Source organism: Streptomyces venezuelae (assembly GCF_008642315.1).
Classification (GTDB): domain Bacteria; phylum Actinomycetota; class Actinomycetes; order Streptomycetales; family Streptomycetaceae; genus Streptomyces; species Streptomyces venezuelae_D.
Window position 1 is genome coordinate 4,256,340 of record NZ_CP029192.1, and the last position, 14,291, is coordinate 4,270,630.

At 69.9% G+C, this 14,291-nt stretch carries 15 protein-coding genes; 2 read left to right on the forward strand and 13 right to left on the reverse strand.

Annotated features, from left to right (window positions below; all coding sequences use genetic code 11):
* Nucleotides 1-112: 112 nt before the first annotated feature.
* The 4 genes from DEJ48_RS18330 to DEJ48_RS18345 all read right to left on the reverse strand — a co-directional run bounded on the left by DEJ48_RS18330 (nucleotide 113) and on the right by DEJ48_RS18345 (nucleotide 2,978).
* Nucleotides 113-643 carry a Uma2 family endonuclease gene (locus tag DEJ48_RS18330; protein WP_150217231.1) on the reverse strand — a complete coding sequence of 177 codons (531 nt, stop codon included), beginning with the start codon at nucleotides 641-643 and terminating at the stop codon, nucleotides 113-115.
* Between the two features lie 26 nt (nucleotides 644-669).
* Nucleotides 670-1,518 (reverse strand): hypothetical protein, encoded by an 849-nt coding sequence (locus tag DEJ48_RS18335; protein ID WP_223832092.1) that lies wholly within the window; start codon nucleotides 1,516-1,518, stop codon nucleotides 670-672.
* Nucleotides 1,519-1,926: 408 nt separating this feature from the next.
* A complete protein-coding gene (locus DEJ48_RS18340) occupies nucleotides 1,927-2,187 on the reverse strand; it encodes a DUF397 domain-containing protein (protein ID WP_150217233.1) in 261 nt (86 codons plus the stop codon).
* Nucleotides 2,184-2,978, reverse strand: coding sequence for a helix-turn-helix domain-containing protein (locus tag DEJ48_RS18345; RefSeq protein WP_223832093.1), 795 nt, complete (start codon nucleotides 2,976-2,978; stop codon nucleotides 2,184-2,186). Before DEJ48_RS18345 ends, DEJ48_RS18340 begins: the two co-directional genes overlap by 4 nt.
* Before the next feature lie 84 nt (nucleotides 2,979-3,062).
* Between DEJ48_RS18345 and DEJ48_RS18350 the strand changes: the two genes are divergently transcribed.
* On the forward strand, nucleotides 3,063-3,476 hold the full coding sequence (locus DEJ48_RS18350) for a hypothetical protein (protein ID WP_317850922.1): 414 nt from the start codon (nucleotides 3,063-3,065) through the stop codon (nucleotides 3,474-3,476).
* Here DEJ48_RS18350 and fxsT read toward each other — a convergent pair.
* From fxsT to DEJ48_RS18375, 5 genes are all read right to left on the reverse strand, one after another.
* Nucleotides 3,457-6,393: an FxSxx-COOH system tetratricopeptide repeat protein gene (fxsT, locus tag DEJ48_RS18355; protein ID WP_190537469.1), complete on the reverse strand. Its 2,937-nt coding sequence runs from the start codon at nucleotides 6,391-6,393 to the stop codon at nucleotides 3,457-3,459. The genes DEJ48_RS18350 and fxsT overlap by 20 nt on opposite strands.
* Nucleotides 6,394-6,429: 36 nt before the next feature.
* Nucleotides 6,430-6,744 (reverse strand): trypco2 family protein, encoded by a 315-nt coding sequence (locus tag DEJ48_RS18360; RefSeq protein WP_223832094.1) that lies wholly within the window; start codon nucleotides 6,742-6,744, stop codon nucleotides 6,430-6,432.
* 170 nt (nucleotides 6,745-6,914) lie between these two features.
* Nucleotides 6,915-7,574 (reverse strand): DUF5063 domain-containing protein, encoded by a 660-nt coding sequence (locus DEJ48_RS18365; protein WP_150217237.1) that lies wholly within the window; start codon nucleotides 7,572-7,574, stop codon nucleotides 6,915-6,917.
* On the reverse strand, nucleotides 7,567-8,166 hold the full coding sequence (gene recR / locus DEJ48_RS18370) for a recombination mediator RecR (RefSeq protein WP_055569715.1): 600 nt from the start codon (nucleotides 8,164-8,166) through the stop codon (nucleotides 7,567-7,569). Before recR ends, DEJ48_RS18365 begins: the two co-directional genes overlap by 8 nt.
* A gap of 72 nt (nucleotides 8,167-8,238) precedes the next feature.
* The gene (locus tag DEJ48_RS18375) at nucleotides 8,239-8,583 is read right to left on the reverse strand and encodes a YbaB/EbfC family nucleoid-associated protein (protein ID WP_150217238.1); all 345 of its coding nucleotides are present in this window, start codon (nucleotides 8,581-8,583) and stop codon (nucleotides 8,239-8,241) included.
* Between the two features lie 242 nt (nucleotides 8,584-8,825).
* On the opposite strand from DEJ48_RS18375, the gene DEJ48_RS18380 reads away from it, so the two are divergent.
* A complete protein-coding gene (locus DEJ48_RS18380; RefSeq protein ID WP_150217239.1) occupies nucleotides 8,826-9,611 on the forward strand; it encodes an SLATT domain-containing protein in 786 nt (261 codons plus the stop codon).
* A 51-nt stretch (nucleotides 9,612-9,662) separates the two neighbouring features.
* Here the strand turns inward: DEJ48_RS18380 and DEJ48_RS18385 are convergent, their stop codons facing one another.
* The 4 genes from DEJ48_RS18385 to DEJ48_RS18400 all read right to left on the reverse strand — a co-directional run bounded on the left by DEJ48_RS18385 (nucleotide 9,663) and on the right by DEJ48_RS18400 (nucleotide 14,262).
* Nucleotides 9,663-10,328, reverse strand: coding sequence for a dihydrofolate reductase family protein (locus DEJ48_RS18385; RefSeq protein WP_150217240.1), 666 nt, complete (start codon nucleotides 10,326-10,328; stop codon nucleotides 9,663-9,665).
* An 82-nt stretch (nucleotides 10,329-10,410) separates the two neighbouring features.
* Nucleotides 10,411-11,061: a hypothetical protein gene (locus tag DEJ48_RS18390; protein WP_150217241.1), complete on the reverse strand. Its 651-nt coding sequence runs from the start codon at nucleotides 11,059-11,061 to the stop codon at nucleotides 10,411-10,413.
* A 100-nt stretch (nucleotides 11,062-11,161) separates the two neighbouring features.
* Nucleotides 11,162-13,570 (reverse strand): dolichyl-phosphate beta-glucosyltransferase, encoded by a 2,409-nt coding sequence (locus tag DEJ48_RS18395; RefSeq protein ID WP_150217242.1) that lies wholly within the window; start codon nucleotides 13,568-13,570, stop codon nucleotides 11,162-11,164.
* Nucleotides 13,567-14,262 carry a GntR family transcriptional regulator gene (locus tag DEJ48_RS18400; protein ID WP_150217243.1) on the reverse strand — a complete coding sequence of 232 codons (696 nt, stop codon included), beginning with the start codon at nucleotides 14,260-14,262 and terminating at the stop codon, nucleotides 13,567-13,569. Before DEJ48_RS18400 ends, DEJ48_RS18395 begins: the two co-directional genes overlap by 4 nt.
* Between the last annotated feature and the right edge of the window lie 29 nt (nucleotides 14,263-14,291).

Genomic DNA, 14,291 nt, shown 5'->3' on the forward strand with positions numbered 1-14,291 from the left:
CACCCCCGCTTCTCGGGGGCATACGTTCCGACCGCTCGGCTTGGCACATGCCCAGCTCGGAGCGGAGCACTCCGGAAAGTGGGGTGGGTCACACGCTCCAGGCCCGGGGGCCTCAGCCGGTGTAGTTCTTGAGCTGCTCGGTGTGCAGAGTGATCGCTACCGGGGCGGGGAGCATGACCTCGGCGCCGTACGCGTACGCAGGGGCCTGCCGGTAGTCGCCGTCCAGCGGGTCGCTGTACACGGCCAGGGTGTCGCTGCCCCTGTCGATGAGGAGGTGGACGGGGACGCCCGCGCGGGCATACGCGTGACGATGGCCTTGGCCGCCGTCGCACGAAGTGACCTCGATGGTCATGAGGACACCCCCAGGGTCCGCCCACTCCCCCTGCCCGACGAAGGGTCCGATCGGAGCGAGCACTCCATCTGGTCTGGCCCTGCCCGCCAGGCGGCCCTCGATCGCCATTTCCTGCACGGAGTACAGACCGGGCTCGGGCCGCTGCTGCATGCACTGCCGCGTCAGCCACATGACGATCTCGCCGTGATTGCCGTCCCGCACGGGCCGGACCTCCAACTTGCCGCCGATGAGTTCGAGCGTCACGGTCTCCGGCGCCCCGCGGGCGAGCTCCTCGAAGTCATCGGGTGCCATTTGCGGACGCCCTTCATCCGCGCGGGTCACGGCGTCGCCCTCTTGAGGCCCGCTGCACGGCGCAGCGCGTCGACTCGTTCGGTGACGTCTGCCTGTGGCATCCGGCGAGGGGCGGGGAGGAAGGTCGCCGGGAGGGTCCCGGGCGCCTTCCCCGCCTCTTCCGGCACAAGCTCCGCGTAGCAGTCGGCGCACAGCCCCTTGATGAGCCGCGCGCCGGGCAGGTACTCCTCGCACATCGTGCACATCATCACGGCACGGTCGATGCGGGCCCGGACGGCAGGCGACGCGGAGAGCTTCGGAGGCATCTTCTTCTCCAACCGCGTACGGGCGATCCCGCCCGGGTTGTGGACAGTGCCGGGAAGCCCGCAGGTCAGGGCGCGGACGATCTCAGGCACGGTTGCGCCCCGCGCCAGCCACTCGGCAGCGAGCGTTTCCAGCGCGCGGCAGTCGGCCTCGGAGAGGGACATGCGGGGATCCGTGGCGCGGAGACTCGCGAGAGCGCGGTACGCGGGGCTCTCCTCCGGCGCGGCGTCCGCCTGGGTCGAGTCCGTCGGCGCGGATCCGAACGTGGCTCCGGCGGCTGACGGATCTGCCTCCGGATCCGAGTCGGGGCCCCTGAGATGGGCAAGCCCTCCCTGGTAAGCGGGAGTTACGTCCCGACCATGCCTGCCCTCCACGAACTCGGTCCACCACTCCACCGACCTGGGCTTTCCCGACCAGTACGTCCTGGTCACCCAGCGCTTGGTGTTGTCCTCGGCGGTGATGTGCTCCTTGACCCAGCGGATGTGCCCAGCGAGGGACAGGCGCCCCATGGACGTCCGCACCGCCTGCTGACCGTAGTTGGGATGCTCGGACGCGACAGCTTTGTGCCCCATGGCGGCGCCTTCTTGAAGGTGGTGGAGGAACGTCCCGATCTCGCCGTCCCGTTGGCACACATGACCGAAATCGGCTTCGGTGTACGGAGATTCGTCATCCACGCAACGCTTCCCGTAGCCCGATTTGGCCATGGGATGAGCGGGGGACGGCAGGGCGGCATTAGGATGGCGGTAAGCCACGGTCGAAACTCGCGATCGATCGTAGGACCAGGCCTCGGATCCGGTGTTGGCGCACCGCCCGGGGCCGTTCTATTGCCGCGAACCTAGAGCGACTTTACGTTCCGCCGCAAGCTGACTACGGAACGTCACCCTTGAGGGTGACGGAACCTGCAACTCCCCTTTTGGGCAGGTTGGTTGGGTTCATTTCACCGGTGAACCAAACCCAGTAAAGAGCTCGGGTCCCGGGGCTCAAGCTCCGGGCTGAACTGCGGCGATGAAGGCGGACCACGCGGGGGCGGAGAGGGTGAGGATGGGGCTGACGGGGTCTTTTGAGTCGCGGACGTGGACCGCCTCAGGTGAGGTCGCGCCCACACCCCGGGAGACCTCAAGGCAGTTGGCACCCTCGTCGTCGCTATAGCTGGACGTGCGCCAGTCGAGGGCAGCTTCAAGGCAGGCGTCCCCTTCGGGGCCGCTGTAGCTCGACTTGAACCATTCCAGCTCGTCGCTCACAGCTCGTCCACCATCTGCTCGATGAAGCGCACCGACCCCTCGCTGCCGAGGGACTCCGCGCGGATCACGCTAAGCCGCTCTGTGTACGAACTCACCACCTCGACGTCCGAAGTGAGCTGACTCACGGATGAGCCGTCCGCGTAGGCGAAGCGCTCGCGGTCCTGGGTTTCGAGCAGAACCATCTGCCCCATGAGCGCGGAGGACATGGCCCGCCCGTAGGGCAGGACCTGGATGGAGACGTTGTTGCGGCGCCCCATCTCCAGCAGGTGCAGCAGCTGGTCCTTGTCCACGTGCGGGCCACGCAGCACCGGCTCGTACAGGGCGAAGCTGAACGCCGTCATCGGCTTGCGGGTCAGGAGTTCCGTGCGCTCCAACCGGCCCGTGACCCGTTCCTCGATGGTCTCGTCATCCAGCGGCGGTACGAAGGAGCTGATCAGCCTGCGGGCGTACGTCTCCGTCTGCAACAACCCAGGGATCAGCACCACCTCGTACCACCACAAGCTCACTGCCTGCTGCTCGTACTCCATGAAGTCCTGAGCCCGCGGCGGGAACTTCTCCGCCTTCACGTAATCCTTGGCCGCACTCAGCAGCCCATCCGCCCCACACATCCCGTCGGCGACGTCCAACACGCGCCCCGTGGGCATCCGAACACCCTGCTCCATGGCCTTGATGGTGTCCGGCGCGTAATTGGAGGCAGCCCCCAGTTCCTCCCGGCTGACGTTCGCCTTCATGCGCCACCGCTTCAACTGGTTCCCGCTGTACCGCCAGGTCGGGTTGTACTGAACGGACACAGCGACCACCTCCGTCGGATACACGGAGGCGTGTATCCCCTCAGTCACTACCGAGCGTAACTCCGTACGTACCAAGGTGTGACCATGACGAACGCAATTCACTGGCCGGAGTGGGTACCTCTGGCGGGCCACCATCTCCGCGTGTCCGGGGTCCACTTCGACGCCCTCCGTATCCAGGGCGTACGAGGGGAACAGGTCGCCGCGCGACTCGTCGCCGAGGCGGACGGGAACGCGGGTCCCGTCATCTGCGAGGCGACGGGGTTCCGTTGGATGTACTTCCTCGTGGCCCCGGGAGCGGCGAAGGACCACAACTGGCCGCTGGGCGTACAGCGGTTCGGCGGGGCGGGGTGCCGGACGGTGACGTACATCGGTGTCCCGGCACTGGCCGGCAACACGTGGCCCCTGTTCTGGTACTCGGAACCGACACCGACGGCACCGTATGTCGTGCCGGGTCAGCTGCTCACGGCACTGGGCCCGGTCAGTCCGTCGGCTTCCTGAACTTCCAGTTCCGGGCTCGCGCGGCGGCCAGGTTCCGACGCACAAGCAGAGTCGTCGGATGATCCGGACTGAGCACGCGGACACAGTCAGCCAGCAGCTCGACATACAGCTCGACGGCGCTGCTCGTGCGACCACGGCTCTCGAGCGCCTGAGCCAGGTTGTTTCGTGAGACCAGCGTGTCCGGGTGATCTTCGCCCAGCACGCGCAGCCGGACGGTCAAGACCTCCTCGTACAGCCGGAGAGCACGCGAGACGTCATCCGAAAACTCCCACAGGAAGGCCAAGTTGTTCTGCGTGGTCAGGGTGTCCGGATGTTCCTCGCCCAACACTCTCAGCTGATCGGCCAAGTTCCCTTCGAACAGCAGACGCGCACGATCCGTCTGACCATCACGCAAGTACGCATGTGCCAGGTTGTTGCGTGACGCCAGTGAATCGGGGTGCACCGCCCCCAACACCCGCGAGCGGTCGCTCCACACCTTTTCGAGCATCGAGATCGAACGAGGCACGTCGCCCGCGTCCTTGTATGCGCTCGCGAGGTTGTGTCGTGACATAAGGGTGTCGGGGTGGTCCTCCCCCAGCACCCGCAACCGGCCCGCCAAAGTCTTCTCGTACAACGCGATGGCTCGGTCGAGTTCTCCCACTGAACTGTACGCATAAGCCAAGTTGTTGCTCGACGACAGAGTCTGAGGGTGGTTTCCACCGAGCACGCGCTGCCTGTCCACCAATGTCTCTTCGTACAACGGGATCGCACGATGCAGGTCGCCCGCGGCCTCGTACACACATGCCAGGTTGTTCCGGGATGTCAGTGTATGTGGATGGTCCTTCCCGAGAATCTGTAACCGTTCGGCCAGCGTTTCCTCAAACAGAGGAATGGCACGGGACACATCACCGGCTCTTTCATGCGCACTCGCCAGGTTGTTGCGCGCTGTCAGCGTGTCCAAGTGGCCCGTGCCCTTCAGGCGGAGCGATCCCTCCAAGTTGCGGCGCAGGAAGTCGATGGCTCTGAGAGGCTCTCCCTGCCCCTGAAGGTACAGCGCCACTTGGTTGAGGACGAACAGCGTGGAATCGTTGTCCTCGGCAGGCCTCCAGGCCGCCAATAGGGCTTCTGTGTGCGGCAGGAGGTGCCTCCATGTCGGCCAGCCGGCAACATTCTCGTCTGGGTCGTCGGGCAGCGCGCCACACAACCAAGCCGCGGCCTGGACGCGGGCTTCGTCGATGAGTTCCCTCCCGCGGTGCGGGTCGTCATCAGCCGGCGTGCGAGCCACCGTTTGGACCAGACGGTGAACACCGAGCGTCGACCGGTCGATGGTGATCATGTTGTAGTTGGCGAGCAGCGCCAGGAGCCCGGCCAGGTCTACGGGATTCTCCGCGAGTGGGGCGAAGAGGTCGCGGGGGATGCCCGTCGGCGCGTACCAGGCAGCGACGCGCAGGATCTCCACCGCACGCGGGTCCCGCTCGTGCAGGGCGTCCAACGTGATGCGCCAGATCCGGGCCATCGTCCGCGTGGGATCCGAGCCCGCCGGCGCGGCGTCCGTGGTGTGTCTTGCGTATTCGCGGAGCATCTCGCGGTACTCCCCGATCGTGATCGAGGTCTGCGCGATGAAGGCGCCCGCCTGCTCCAGGGCGAGGGGCAGGTGGCCAAGCTCCTCGGCGAGCGCGCGGGCCTCCTCCTCGTCACCGCCGTTCGTCAGGCGTGCGAGTAGGTCCAGGGAAGCTTCCGTGTCCAGTACCGGCAGTGGGAGGGGGTCTCCCGACCAGCCGCCTCCGCAACGGCTGGTAAGCAACTGCCGGCCCGCCGCGCGGAGTTGCCCCGTAACCGGCCGGACGTCCTCCGGCCTCTCCACGTTGTCGAAGACCAAGAGCCAGCCCGGGTGGGTCTGCAGCCACCCGATGGCCCAGGAGGCCGCCTGCGCCGTGGCGAGGGCAGGAGCGCGACCACCTCTCAGCCGCGCCGCCAGCGCCGCCAGGCCCGCGTCGATCAGATCAGGCGTGTCCGCCCGGATCCACCACACCAGCCGGTACTCGTCCCGGTGGTCGTGGGCGTAGTGCAACGCCAGCGTCGTCTTCCCGACGCCGCCCAGGCCGTGCAACGTCTGCGTGATCGTCTGGGAGTCCTCGGACAGGGCTCGGCCCAGTGCGGCGAGTGCCTCGTCGCGGCCGACGAAGATCCGTGAGGGCAGGTCGGGGAGGTTGTGGATGCCGCGGGGGACCTCCACGTCGTACGCCGAGTGCGGCGGACCCGCGTCGGACGCCGCGCTGACGTCCTCCAGGACCAGGTCCCCGCCCGCCGCCTTCACCGCCATCGCGAAGCCGGGCCGCGCGGCAAGGGACGCCACGGACACGGCGGTGAGCTGATCCGCCTCATAGTCCCGGGCCCGGTCGGTCGTCACCACACCCACCAGCCGGCCCCGGGCGAACAGCGCCGCTCCGGACGTCCCGGACCAGCGCGACTTCCCGTCCGGCTTACTGGGGGCGGCGACCCTGTCCACGTACACCGTGATGCGCTCGCCACCCGACTTCAGCCCGGTCAGTGACTCGACGTGCCCCCGGATCTCCTTGGTGTCGCGAACACCGTCCCGCACCTCCGACCGCGGGAATCCGACCGCCAGGCACCCCAGCCGTTCCTCGACCACAGCAGCGTCGATGCGCCCCCACCGCACCGGGTCCATCCCGTCCGGCACCGTCCACGCGCCGTCCGCCACCTGGATCAACGCGACATCCACCTCGGGGTCCTGCGCCCGCTCGGGCCACAGCAGCTCGGCAGTGGCCCACCGATCAGCTCCCGCCCCGGGGACGAGGCGTCGGACCTCCACCCGGCCCGTCGACCCCAGCACGTTGTGCAGCGCCGTCAACACGATCCGGTCCGCGACCAGATATCCGGTACCGGAACACCCCGCCCCCGGGTTCCAGATCTCCACGACCCGACGTACATCCATGACGTGACCGCCGTCGCCCTACCGAGGGCGCTCGTCCACGTCGTCGCCCACCCGCGCGTCCTCACCCGTCGACGGGTCCACCGGCTGCAACGTCACCTTGAGCCGGTTCACCGTGCCCTTGGAGCGGGACGCCTTCGCCTCCGCGCCGAAGGGGAGGACGAGGACCTTCGCCCGTGCCTCGGCGTCCTTGCGGACGTCGACCGTGAACTCCAACTCGACGGGTCCCGTGCGGAATTGGAGGTCCTGACCCCGGCCTTCCTCGGCTGCCCGCCGCAGCTCCGCGCGCACCGCCCCGATCGCCTCGGCCAACCCCACCCAAGCGTCATCCGCCATGGCCCCCGCCCCCTAGCGCAGTCGTGTGACTCAGCGTAGCGCCGGGTGTTCAACTGGGCTGCGGCTTCGGGGACTTCTGGTGGGCGAATGAACGGTGGACAGCGGCCCGAAGGCACGGCTGCGGACCCGGCAAGGGGGGAGAGACCCGGCAAGGGGACCCGAGGGCCGGTCTACTTGATCGTGCGCAGGCCCAGCGGTCCCGCGATCTCCTCCGCCATGACCTTGCCCGCCTCCTCCTCCAGGCCGTCCGCGCCCAGGTCCTCGTCCGTGTCCAGGCCGTCCAGGTCGTCCAGGGGCTGGTTCAGGCGGACGTGGGCGACCAGGGACTGGAGGGCTCGGAGGGCGCCGGAGGCTGTGGAGCCCCAGTTGGAGAAGTAGGAGAACTGCCACCACCAGAGGGCCTCGGTCGTGCGGCCCGCGCGGTAGTGGGCCAGGCCGTGGGAGAGGTCGGCCACCACGTCCGCGAGGTCGTCCGAGATGCGGCAGGGGACGGGGGCCTTGCGGGGCTCGTAGGGGTCGAAGACCTCTGAGTAGACGTCGATCGGGTCCAGGAGGGAGGCCAGGCGTTCGCGGAGGTCGTCGACGTCCTGTTCCGGGCCCAGGTCCGGCTCGTAGCGCTCCTCGGGGACGATGTCCTCGTGCGCGCCGAGGCGGCCGCCGGCCAGGAGGAGCTGGGAGACCTCCAGGAGGAGGAAGGGGACCGCCGAGTCGGGCTCGTCGCCCTTCGCGACCTCCCTGACCGAGACGATGAAGCTCTCGATCTGGTCGGAGATCTGGACCGCGAAGTCGTCCGGGTTGTCGGTCACGGTGTTCAGCGTGGCGTCAGACATCTAGGAGTCGTCTCCCCTCGAAGGCGCGGCCCAGGGTGACCTCGTCCGCGTATTCCAGATCTCCCCCGACAGGGAGTCCGCTGGCCAGGCGGGTGACCTTCAGGCCCATGGGCTTGATCATGCGCGCGAGGTACGTCGCCGTCGCCTCGCCCTCCAGGTTCGGGTCCGTGGCGAGGATCAGCTCCGTGACCGTGCCGTCGGCCAGGCGCGCGAGGAGTTCCCTTATGCGCAGGTCGTCCGGGCCCACGCCCTCGATCGGGCTGATCGCGCCGCCCAGGACGTGGTACTTGCCCCGGAACTCGCGGGTCCGCTCGATCGCGACGACGTCCTTCGGTTCCTCCACGACGCAGATGACGGAGGGGTCCCGGCGCGGGTCCCGGCAGATGTTGCAGAGTTCCTCTTGCGCCACGTTCCCGCAGGTCGCGCAGAAGCGGACCTTGTCCTTCACCTCCAGGAGTGCGTGCGCGAGGCGCCGTACGTCCGTCGGCTCCGCCTGGAGGATGTGGAAGGCGATCCGCTGCGCGCTCTTGGGACCGACGCCGGGCAGCCTGCCCAGCTCGTCGATGAGGTCCTGAACCACGCCTTCGTACACGGAACGCCTTTCCTGCTGTAGTGCTGCCTAGGGTGTCGGTCTTCTACGTACCGTAGTTGGCCGGGGGGTTTCTTAGAAGGGAAGCCCCGGGATGCCGCCACCGCCGCCGAGGCCCTGGGCCAGCGGGCCCAGCTTCTCCTGCTGCAGCGCCTGCGCGTTCTCGTTGGCCGCCTGGACCGCCGCGACGACCAGGTCCGCCAGCGTCTCCGTGTCCTCGGGGTCGACCGCCTTCGGGTCGATCACCAGGCCGCGCAGCTCGCCGGAGCCGTTGACCGTCGCCTTGACGAGGCCGCCGCCCGCCTGGCCCTCGACCTCCGTGCGCGCCAGTTCCTCCTGCGCCGCCGCGAGGTCCTGCTGCATCTTCTGGGCCTGCTGAAGCAGCTGCTGCATGTTGGGCTGGCCACCACCGGGGATCACGATCAGCTCCGTTTCGTACGGGTCCGTTTGTGCGGGTCCATCTGGCGGGGTTGCCGCCAAGAACGAGCCTACGTGGTCGGCGGGCGGGTCGCCCCAGCACTCTTTCGAGTGAGATCCAGCGTCCTCCTATACCTGATCAAGCAGCTCTTCCGGGCGGAAAAGCCGTGAATCCGGGCTCATGGCCACCCATTGGGCGGTAGGAATTGGGGTCGATACGCGTGATCTCGTTGGAGGAGTGCCGGGTGAGCCAGCCTGAGATGCAGCCCGAGGGGGTGCCCCCCGAGACCCCCGAGGGGCAGGGGTCCGGGGGCTCGGGGGGCACCCCCTCGGGGGGCGTTCCCACGGGGGATTTGACCGGGCGTGCCTTCCCGCTCGGCGACTGGGGCGACCCCGCCGGGCGGCTCGACGAGCTCTACCGCTGGGTGGAGCGGGGCGCCCTGAACACCGCCGAGTGGTACCTCACCGACCGCGGCAGGAAGCGGCGCGCGGCGCGCCTGCTGCGCGTGGGCGCCGCCCTGGGCGCCGTGGGCGCCGGAGTGCTGCCGCTGCTCGATCTGGCGCGTGCGGGGGGCGCGGGGACCACCGGCGGTCTCGCCGGGTGGGGGTTCGTGTCGCTGCTCGTCGGGGTCGCCTGCGTGGGGTGCGACCGGTTCTTCGGGCTCACGTCCGGGTGGATGCGGGACGTGGCGACCGCGCAGGCCGTGCAGCGGCGGCTCCAGGTACTTCAATTCGACTGGGCTTCCGAAAGTGTGCGGGAAGTTCTCGGGCCCACCGAGGGGACCGCCGGGGAAGCCGCCGAGCGGTGCCTCGGGGTGCTGCGGAGGTTCACCGACGACATCACCGAGCTCGTGCGCGCGGAGACCTCCGACTGGATGGTCGAGTTCCGGGCCGGGCCCGTGCCGCTCGCCATGCAGGCGATCGTGCCGGGCGGGGCGCCGCGCGAGGCGCCCGCCTCCCCCGGACGGTTTCCGCTGCCGCCCGGGGCCCGGCCGAACATGCCGCGGCAGCGGCCGCCCGAGCCCCGGTGACCCGGGCGGGGGCCTGCGCGGCGTGCTGCCCGCGCCGGAACGAGAGGCGTGCTACCTGCGCCAGAACAAGTGGTGCGTCACTCCGCTCGGGCTCGGCACGACCTCCAGGTGGTAGCGGTCGGTCAGGTCCTCGGGCGAGTTCCAGAGCCGCACCCCCGCCCCGAGTTTCATCTGCCCCACGACCGCCACGTGCAGCGTGTCCACCAGGCCCGCCTCCAGGAACTCGCGGACGATCGTGGGACCGCCGCCGAGCCGGACGTCCTTGCCCTGCGCCGCCTCCTTCGCCCGCTCCAGGACGGTCGCCGGGTCGCCCGCGACGAAGTGGAACGTGGTGTCGGAGAGCGTGAAGGACGGGCGTTCGTGGTGGGTCATGACGAAGACGGGCGTGTGGAAGGGGGGCTCGTCGCCCCACCAGCCGCGCCACTCGTGGTCCTGCCAGGGGCCGCGCTGCGGGCCGAACTTGTTGCGGCCCATGATCTCGGCGCCGATGTTGTGGCTGAAGTCGCGGGTGAAGTAGTCGTCGAGGCCGCGGGTTCCGCCGGGATCCGTGCGGTTCGGCCAGCTCGCCGTCGCGACGGCCCAGGCGGACATCTCCCGGGGATCGGCGTGGCCGAACGGCCGCTCCAGGCTCTGGCCCTCACCGGTGCCGAAGCCGTCCTGCGACAGCATGAAATTCTGGACCTTCAGCAGCTGCTGCCGTTCCTGTTGCCGGCTCATGTCGCTCCTCCAGTGCCTGTCCGTGTGTACGCGCGTACGACAGTCAGACCGGGCCGGGCGTCAGAACTCATCGCCGGCTCCACTAGCTGTAGATGATCATCGAGCCCTGGGCCAGGCTCCGCGTCGCCGCCGCGTGCAGACCCAGCCACACGTGGCGCTCGCGCGCGAAGGGGCTCGCGTCCGGCGGGGACGGGGCGGCCGGCTCCTCCAGGGACGTGGGGGCCGACGGCGGGGCCGGGGCCAGCGGCGGGTTCGCCGCGTCTATGCCGATCGACGGGGCGACGTACTCCAGCTCGCGCAGGAGCGCGTGCGAGGAGCCCAGCGGGCCGCCGCCCGCGAGGAGCTCCTCGTTGGAGAGCGGGGCCGGGAAGTCCACGGGGACGTACGCGCCCGCGTGGTCGTAGTGCCAGACCAGGTGCGACTGCTGGGCCGTGGCGTCGAACATCTCCAGGAGCTGTTCGTAGTCCCCGCCCAGCTCGTCCACGGGCGTGACCTCCAGGCCGCAGATCTGGAGGAGGTAGGCGCGGCGCAGGAAGTGCAGCGCGTCGTAGTCGAAGCCCGCGACCGGGGCCACGTCGCCGGAGAGGCCCGGCATGTAGGCGAAGACGGGCACGGGCGGGAAGCCCGCCTCGTGCAGTGCCTTGTCGTAGACGGCGAGCTCTTCCGCGAACGGATTGTCGGCGCTGTGGCACAAGACGTCGACGAGCGGGACCAGCCACAGGTCGCAGGCCAAGAAGGTCTCCTCGGGTCGGGTGGGGGGCGGCAACATACGGATAGGGGCGGGGGACGGACCGTAGCCCCGCGTGCAGGCAGCGTAGTCGCGCCCCCGTCCCCTAACTGCCCTTGCGCAGGTCCCATATCCATACGCCGTCCACCCACTTTCCGGGACGGCCCAGAAGCGCGTCCACGGTCGTGCGCAGTTCTCCGTCGTTCTGCTGCGGCGCCAGCACGAGGAGGCCCGCCTTCCAGAACTCCAGGTCCTGGCGGACCGCCTCGCGCCAGGCGGGGGTGACCTCGGGGACGCGGCCCGAGGAGCGGACGTCGCGCAGGAGGTTGGAGGTGTTGCGGGGCGAGGGGCCGTAGATGCCGACGCGGTCCGGGCCCCAGGGGCCGTTGAAGTAGCCGCCGGGGATGCGGAAGCCCAGGTCGGCGTCGACCTGCCAGTGCAGGCCCTCCGCGTTGGCGGGGTCGGGGACCGGCACCGGGACGAGGGTCTCGCCCTCGCCCAGATAGGTCCGCCAGGTGCCCTGCGCGATGAACGGCGGCACGTCGACCCGGTCCACGGCCTTCAGCGGCGCCGGGAAGACCGGCAGGAGGGCGAGGGCGACGGCCGCCACCCCCGCGAACCGATGCGCGCGCCGCGGAGCGCGCAGCAGTTGTACGAGCGCCAGCGCGAGCAGCATGCCGAGCGCCGGGGCGCACACCATCGCCACCCGCGACTCGATGACGGACTCGAAGAGAGGTCGGCCGGAAAGCGCCGCCCACGGGCCAGGAAGGACCACGTCCGTCAGCGGAATCCGGAACTTCGGCCCGAGCGAGAGCAGCGCGGCCGCGAGCACGGTGAACGCCAGCGCCTTGACGACCGTGCGCTCCCAGAGGCGTACGACGATCGCGAAGGCCAGGGCGGCGAGCGGCCAGCCGAAGAAGGCGTTCTGCTCGGTCGGGTTCATGGCGAGGTGGTCGGCGGTCTCGTGGCTGCCCGCGAGCGAGCGCTCCGCGAAGGAGAAGAAGGCGAGCGGACTGTTGCCCACGTTGTCGCCGTGCAGGACGCTCTGGTAGCTCTGCGGCCCGAAGAACTGCCAGTGGAGCGGGAACGCCACCAGCGGGATCGTGACGGCCAGGGCGATCGCGAGACCGCGCGCGAGCGGGCGCCACGCGGCGCGTGCCACGTCCCGGCGCACGGCCGCGTACGCGAGCGCGAAGAGCAGCATGCCGAGCGCCGCCAGGAGGAGCGGCTCCTCGCCGAGGAAGATCTGGTACGTCGTGTACAGCCCGAGGACGACGCCGTTGCGTACGACCCGCGTGCCCTCGCAGAGCCGCAGCGCCCGCTCGATGATCAGCGGGATCATGAAGAGGACGATGAAGTTCGGGTGGGCGTTGGCGTGGCTGACCATCGGGGGCGCGAACGCGGCGACGGCCGCGCCGACGGCGGCGGCGCCCCGGTGCGGGACGAGGCGTCTGCGGATCAGCGCGTACCAGCTGACGGCGGTGGCGGCGAGGCCGCCCGTCATCGCCACGTTCAGGGCGACCGCGGGGCCGAGGAGCCAGGTGACGGGGGCGAGCGGCACGGACAGGCCCAGCATGACCGTGTTGGCCATGAGGTTCACGCCGTCCGGGACGTTCTGGAGGGTCGTGAACAGGGGGTTGTTCAGGTGGCGGACGTTGTCCGCCGTCACCGCGAAGAACCACTCCCACTGGTTCTGGTCCTGGAGCGAGTCCGGGATGTAGCGGTGGGCGGGCGCCACCCAGCGGCTCGAGTAGAGGAAGACCGAGAGGGCCAGGAAGAGGAGCGCGACCACGACGTCGGCCCGGCGGACCGTGCGGGCCTTGAGGGTCGTCAGCTCGGCGAGGACCTTCACGTAGTCCAGCGGACGGACCTTCGATCCCTCCTGGTGGGACCAGCGCACGGGCACCTCGGCGACGGGCCAGCCCGCCCGCCTGAAGTACTGCAGTATCTCGACGTCGATGCCCCAGCCGTGCAGCCTGGACGCGGCGAACGCCTCACGGGCCCGGTCGCCGTCGAAGAGCTTGAAGCCGCACTGGGTGTCGCGGATTCCGGGGACGGCGACCGACCGTATGAGGAAGTTGCCGGTACGGCCGAGGAGCTCGCGCAGCCGGTGCTGGTGGGTGTCGATCGTCGCGCCGGGGCGGGCGCGGGAGCCGATCGCCGCCGCGTGGCCGTCGGTGAGCGCCTTGTCGAGGTGGTCGAGCTCCTCGATGGGCGCGGCGAGGTCGGCGTCGGTGACCAGGACGCGGCTGCCGTACGAGGCGAGGACGCCGAGCCGCAGCGCGTGGCCCTTGCCCCGGTTGCGGTCGCCGCGCACGAGCTGGACGCGGGGGTCCGCGGCGGAGGCCTCGGCGGCGATCTCCGCGGTCCGGTCGGTGGAGCCGTCGTCGACGACGATCAGCTCCCAGGCGCCCCGGCAGGTCGTTTCGAGGTGGTCGCGGAGCGCGTCGAGCGTGGGGCCCAGGCGCTGCTCCTCGTTGTAGGCGGGAACGACGACGGACAGGTCCACGCTCATGCAGCGGCCAGCCGCTCGATCAGGGCCAGGGAGTGCGCGTTGTACTCCCTGACGATCCCGTGCGCCGCCTCCGGATCGTCGCGCACCAGGGCGTCCACGAGCTCGGTGTGCCGGGACCAGAGCAGGCCGCGCAGGTCACCGCCGTTGATGTCGCTCCAGCGGCGGAGGTGGGTGACGGCGCAGACCCAGGACTTCACGCGCAGGCGGTGCAGGAAGTCGGAGAGGTAGGCGTTGCCGAAGAGGGCGCTGAGCTCGCGCCAGAAGCGGAGGTCGTAGCCGATGAGGACCGTCAGGTCGCCCGCGCAGGCGGCGCGGGCGGCCTCCTCGCCGCGGCGGCGCACGGAGAACAGGGCGTCGGCGGTGTCCCGGCGGGCGCGGTGGGCCACGAGGTCGCGGAAGATGCCGTCGGCGATCAGGCCGCGGGCCTCCAGCATGCCGCGGTAGTCGTCCAGGGTGTGCTCGTGGACGCGGAAGCCGCGGTGCTGGTCGGCGTCGAGGAGGCCCTGCGCGGTGAGGTTCACGAGCGCCTCGCGGACGGGGGTCGCGGAGACGCCGTACTGCTCGGCGATCTCCTTGACCGTGAACTCCTGGCCCGGCTCCAGCCTGCCGGCCAGGACCTCGTCGCGGAGGGCGTCGGCTATTTGCTGGCGCAGAGTGCTGCGGATGACGGCGGGGCCGTCGGTGCCGGGCATCTGGGTTCCCCCGCGGAGGTCGAGTACGT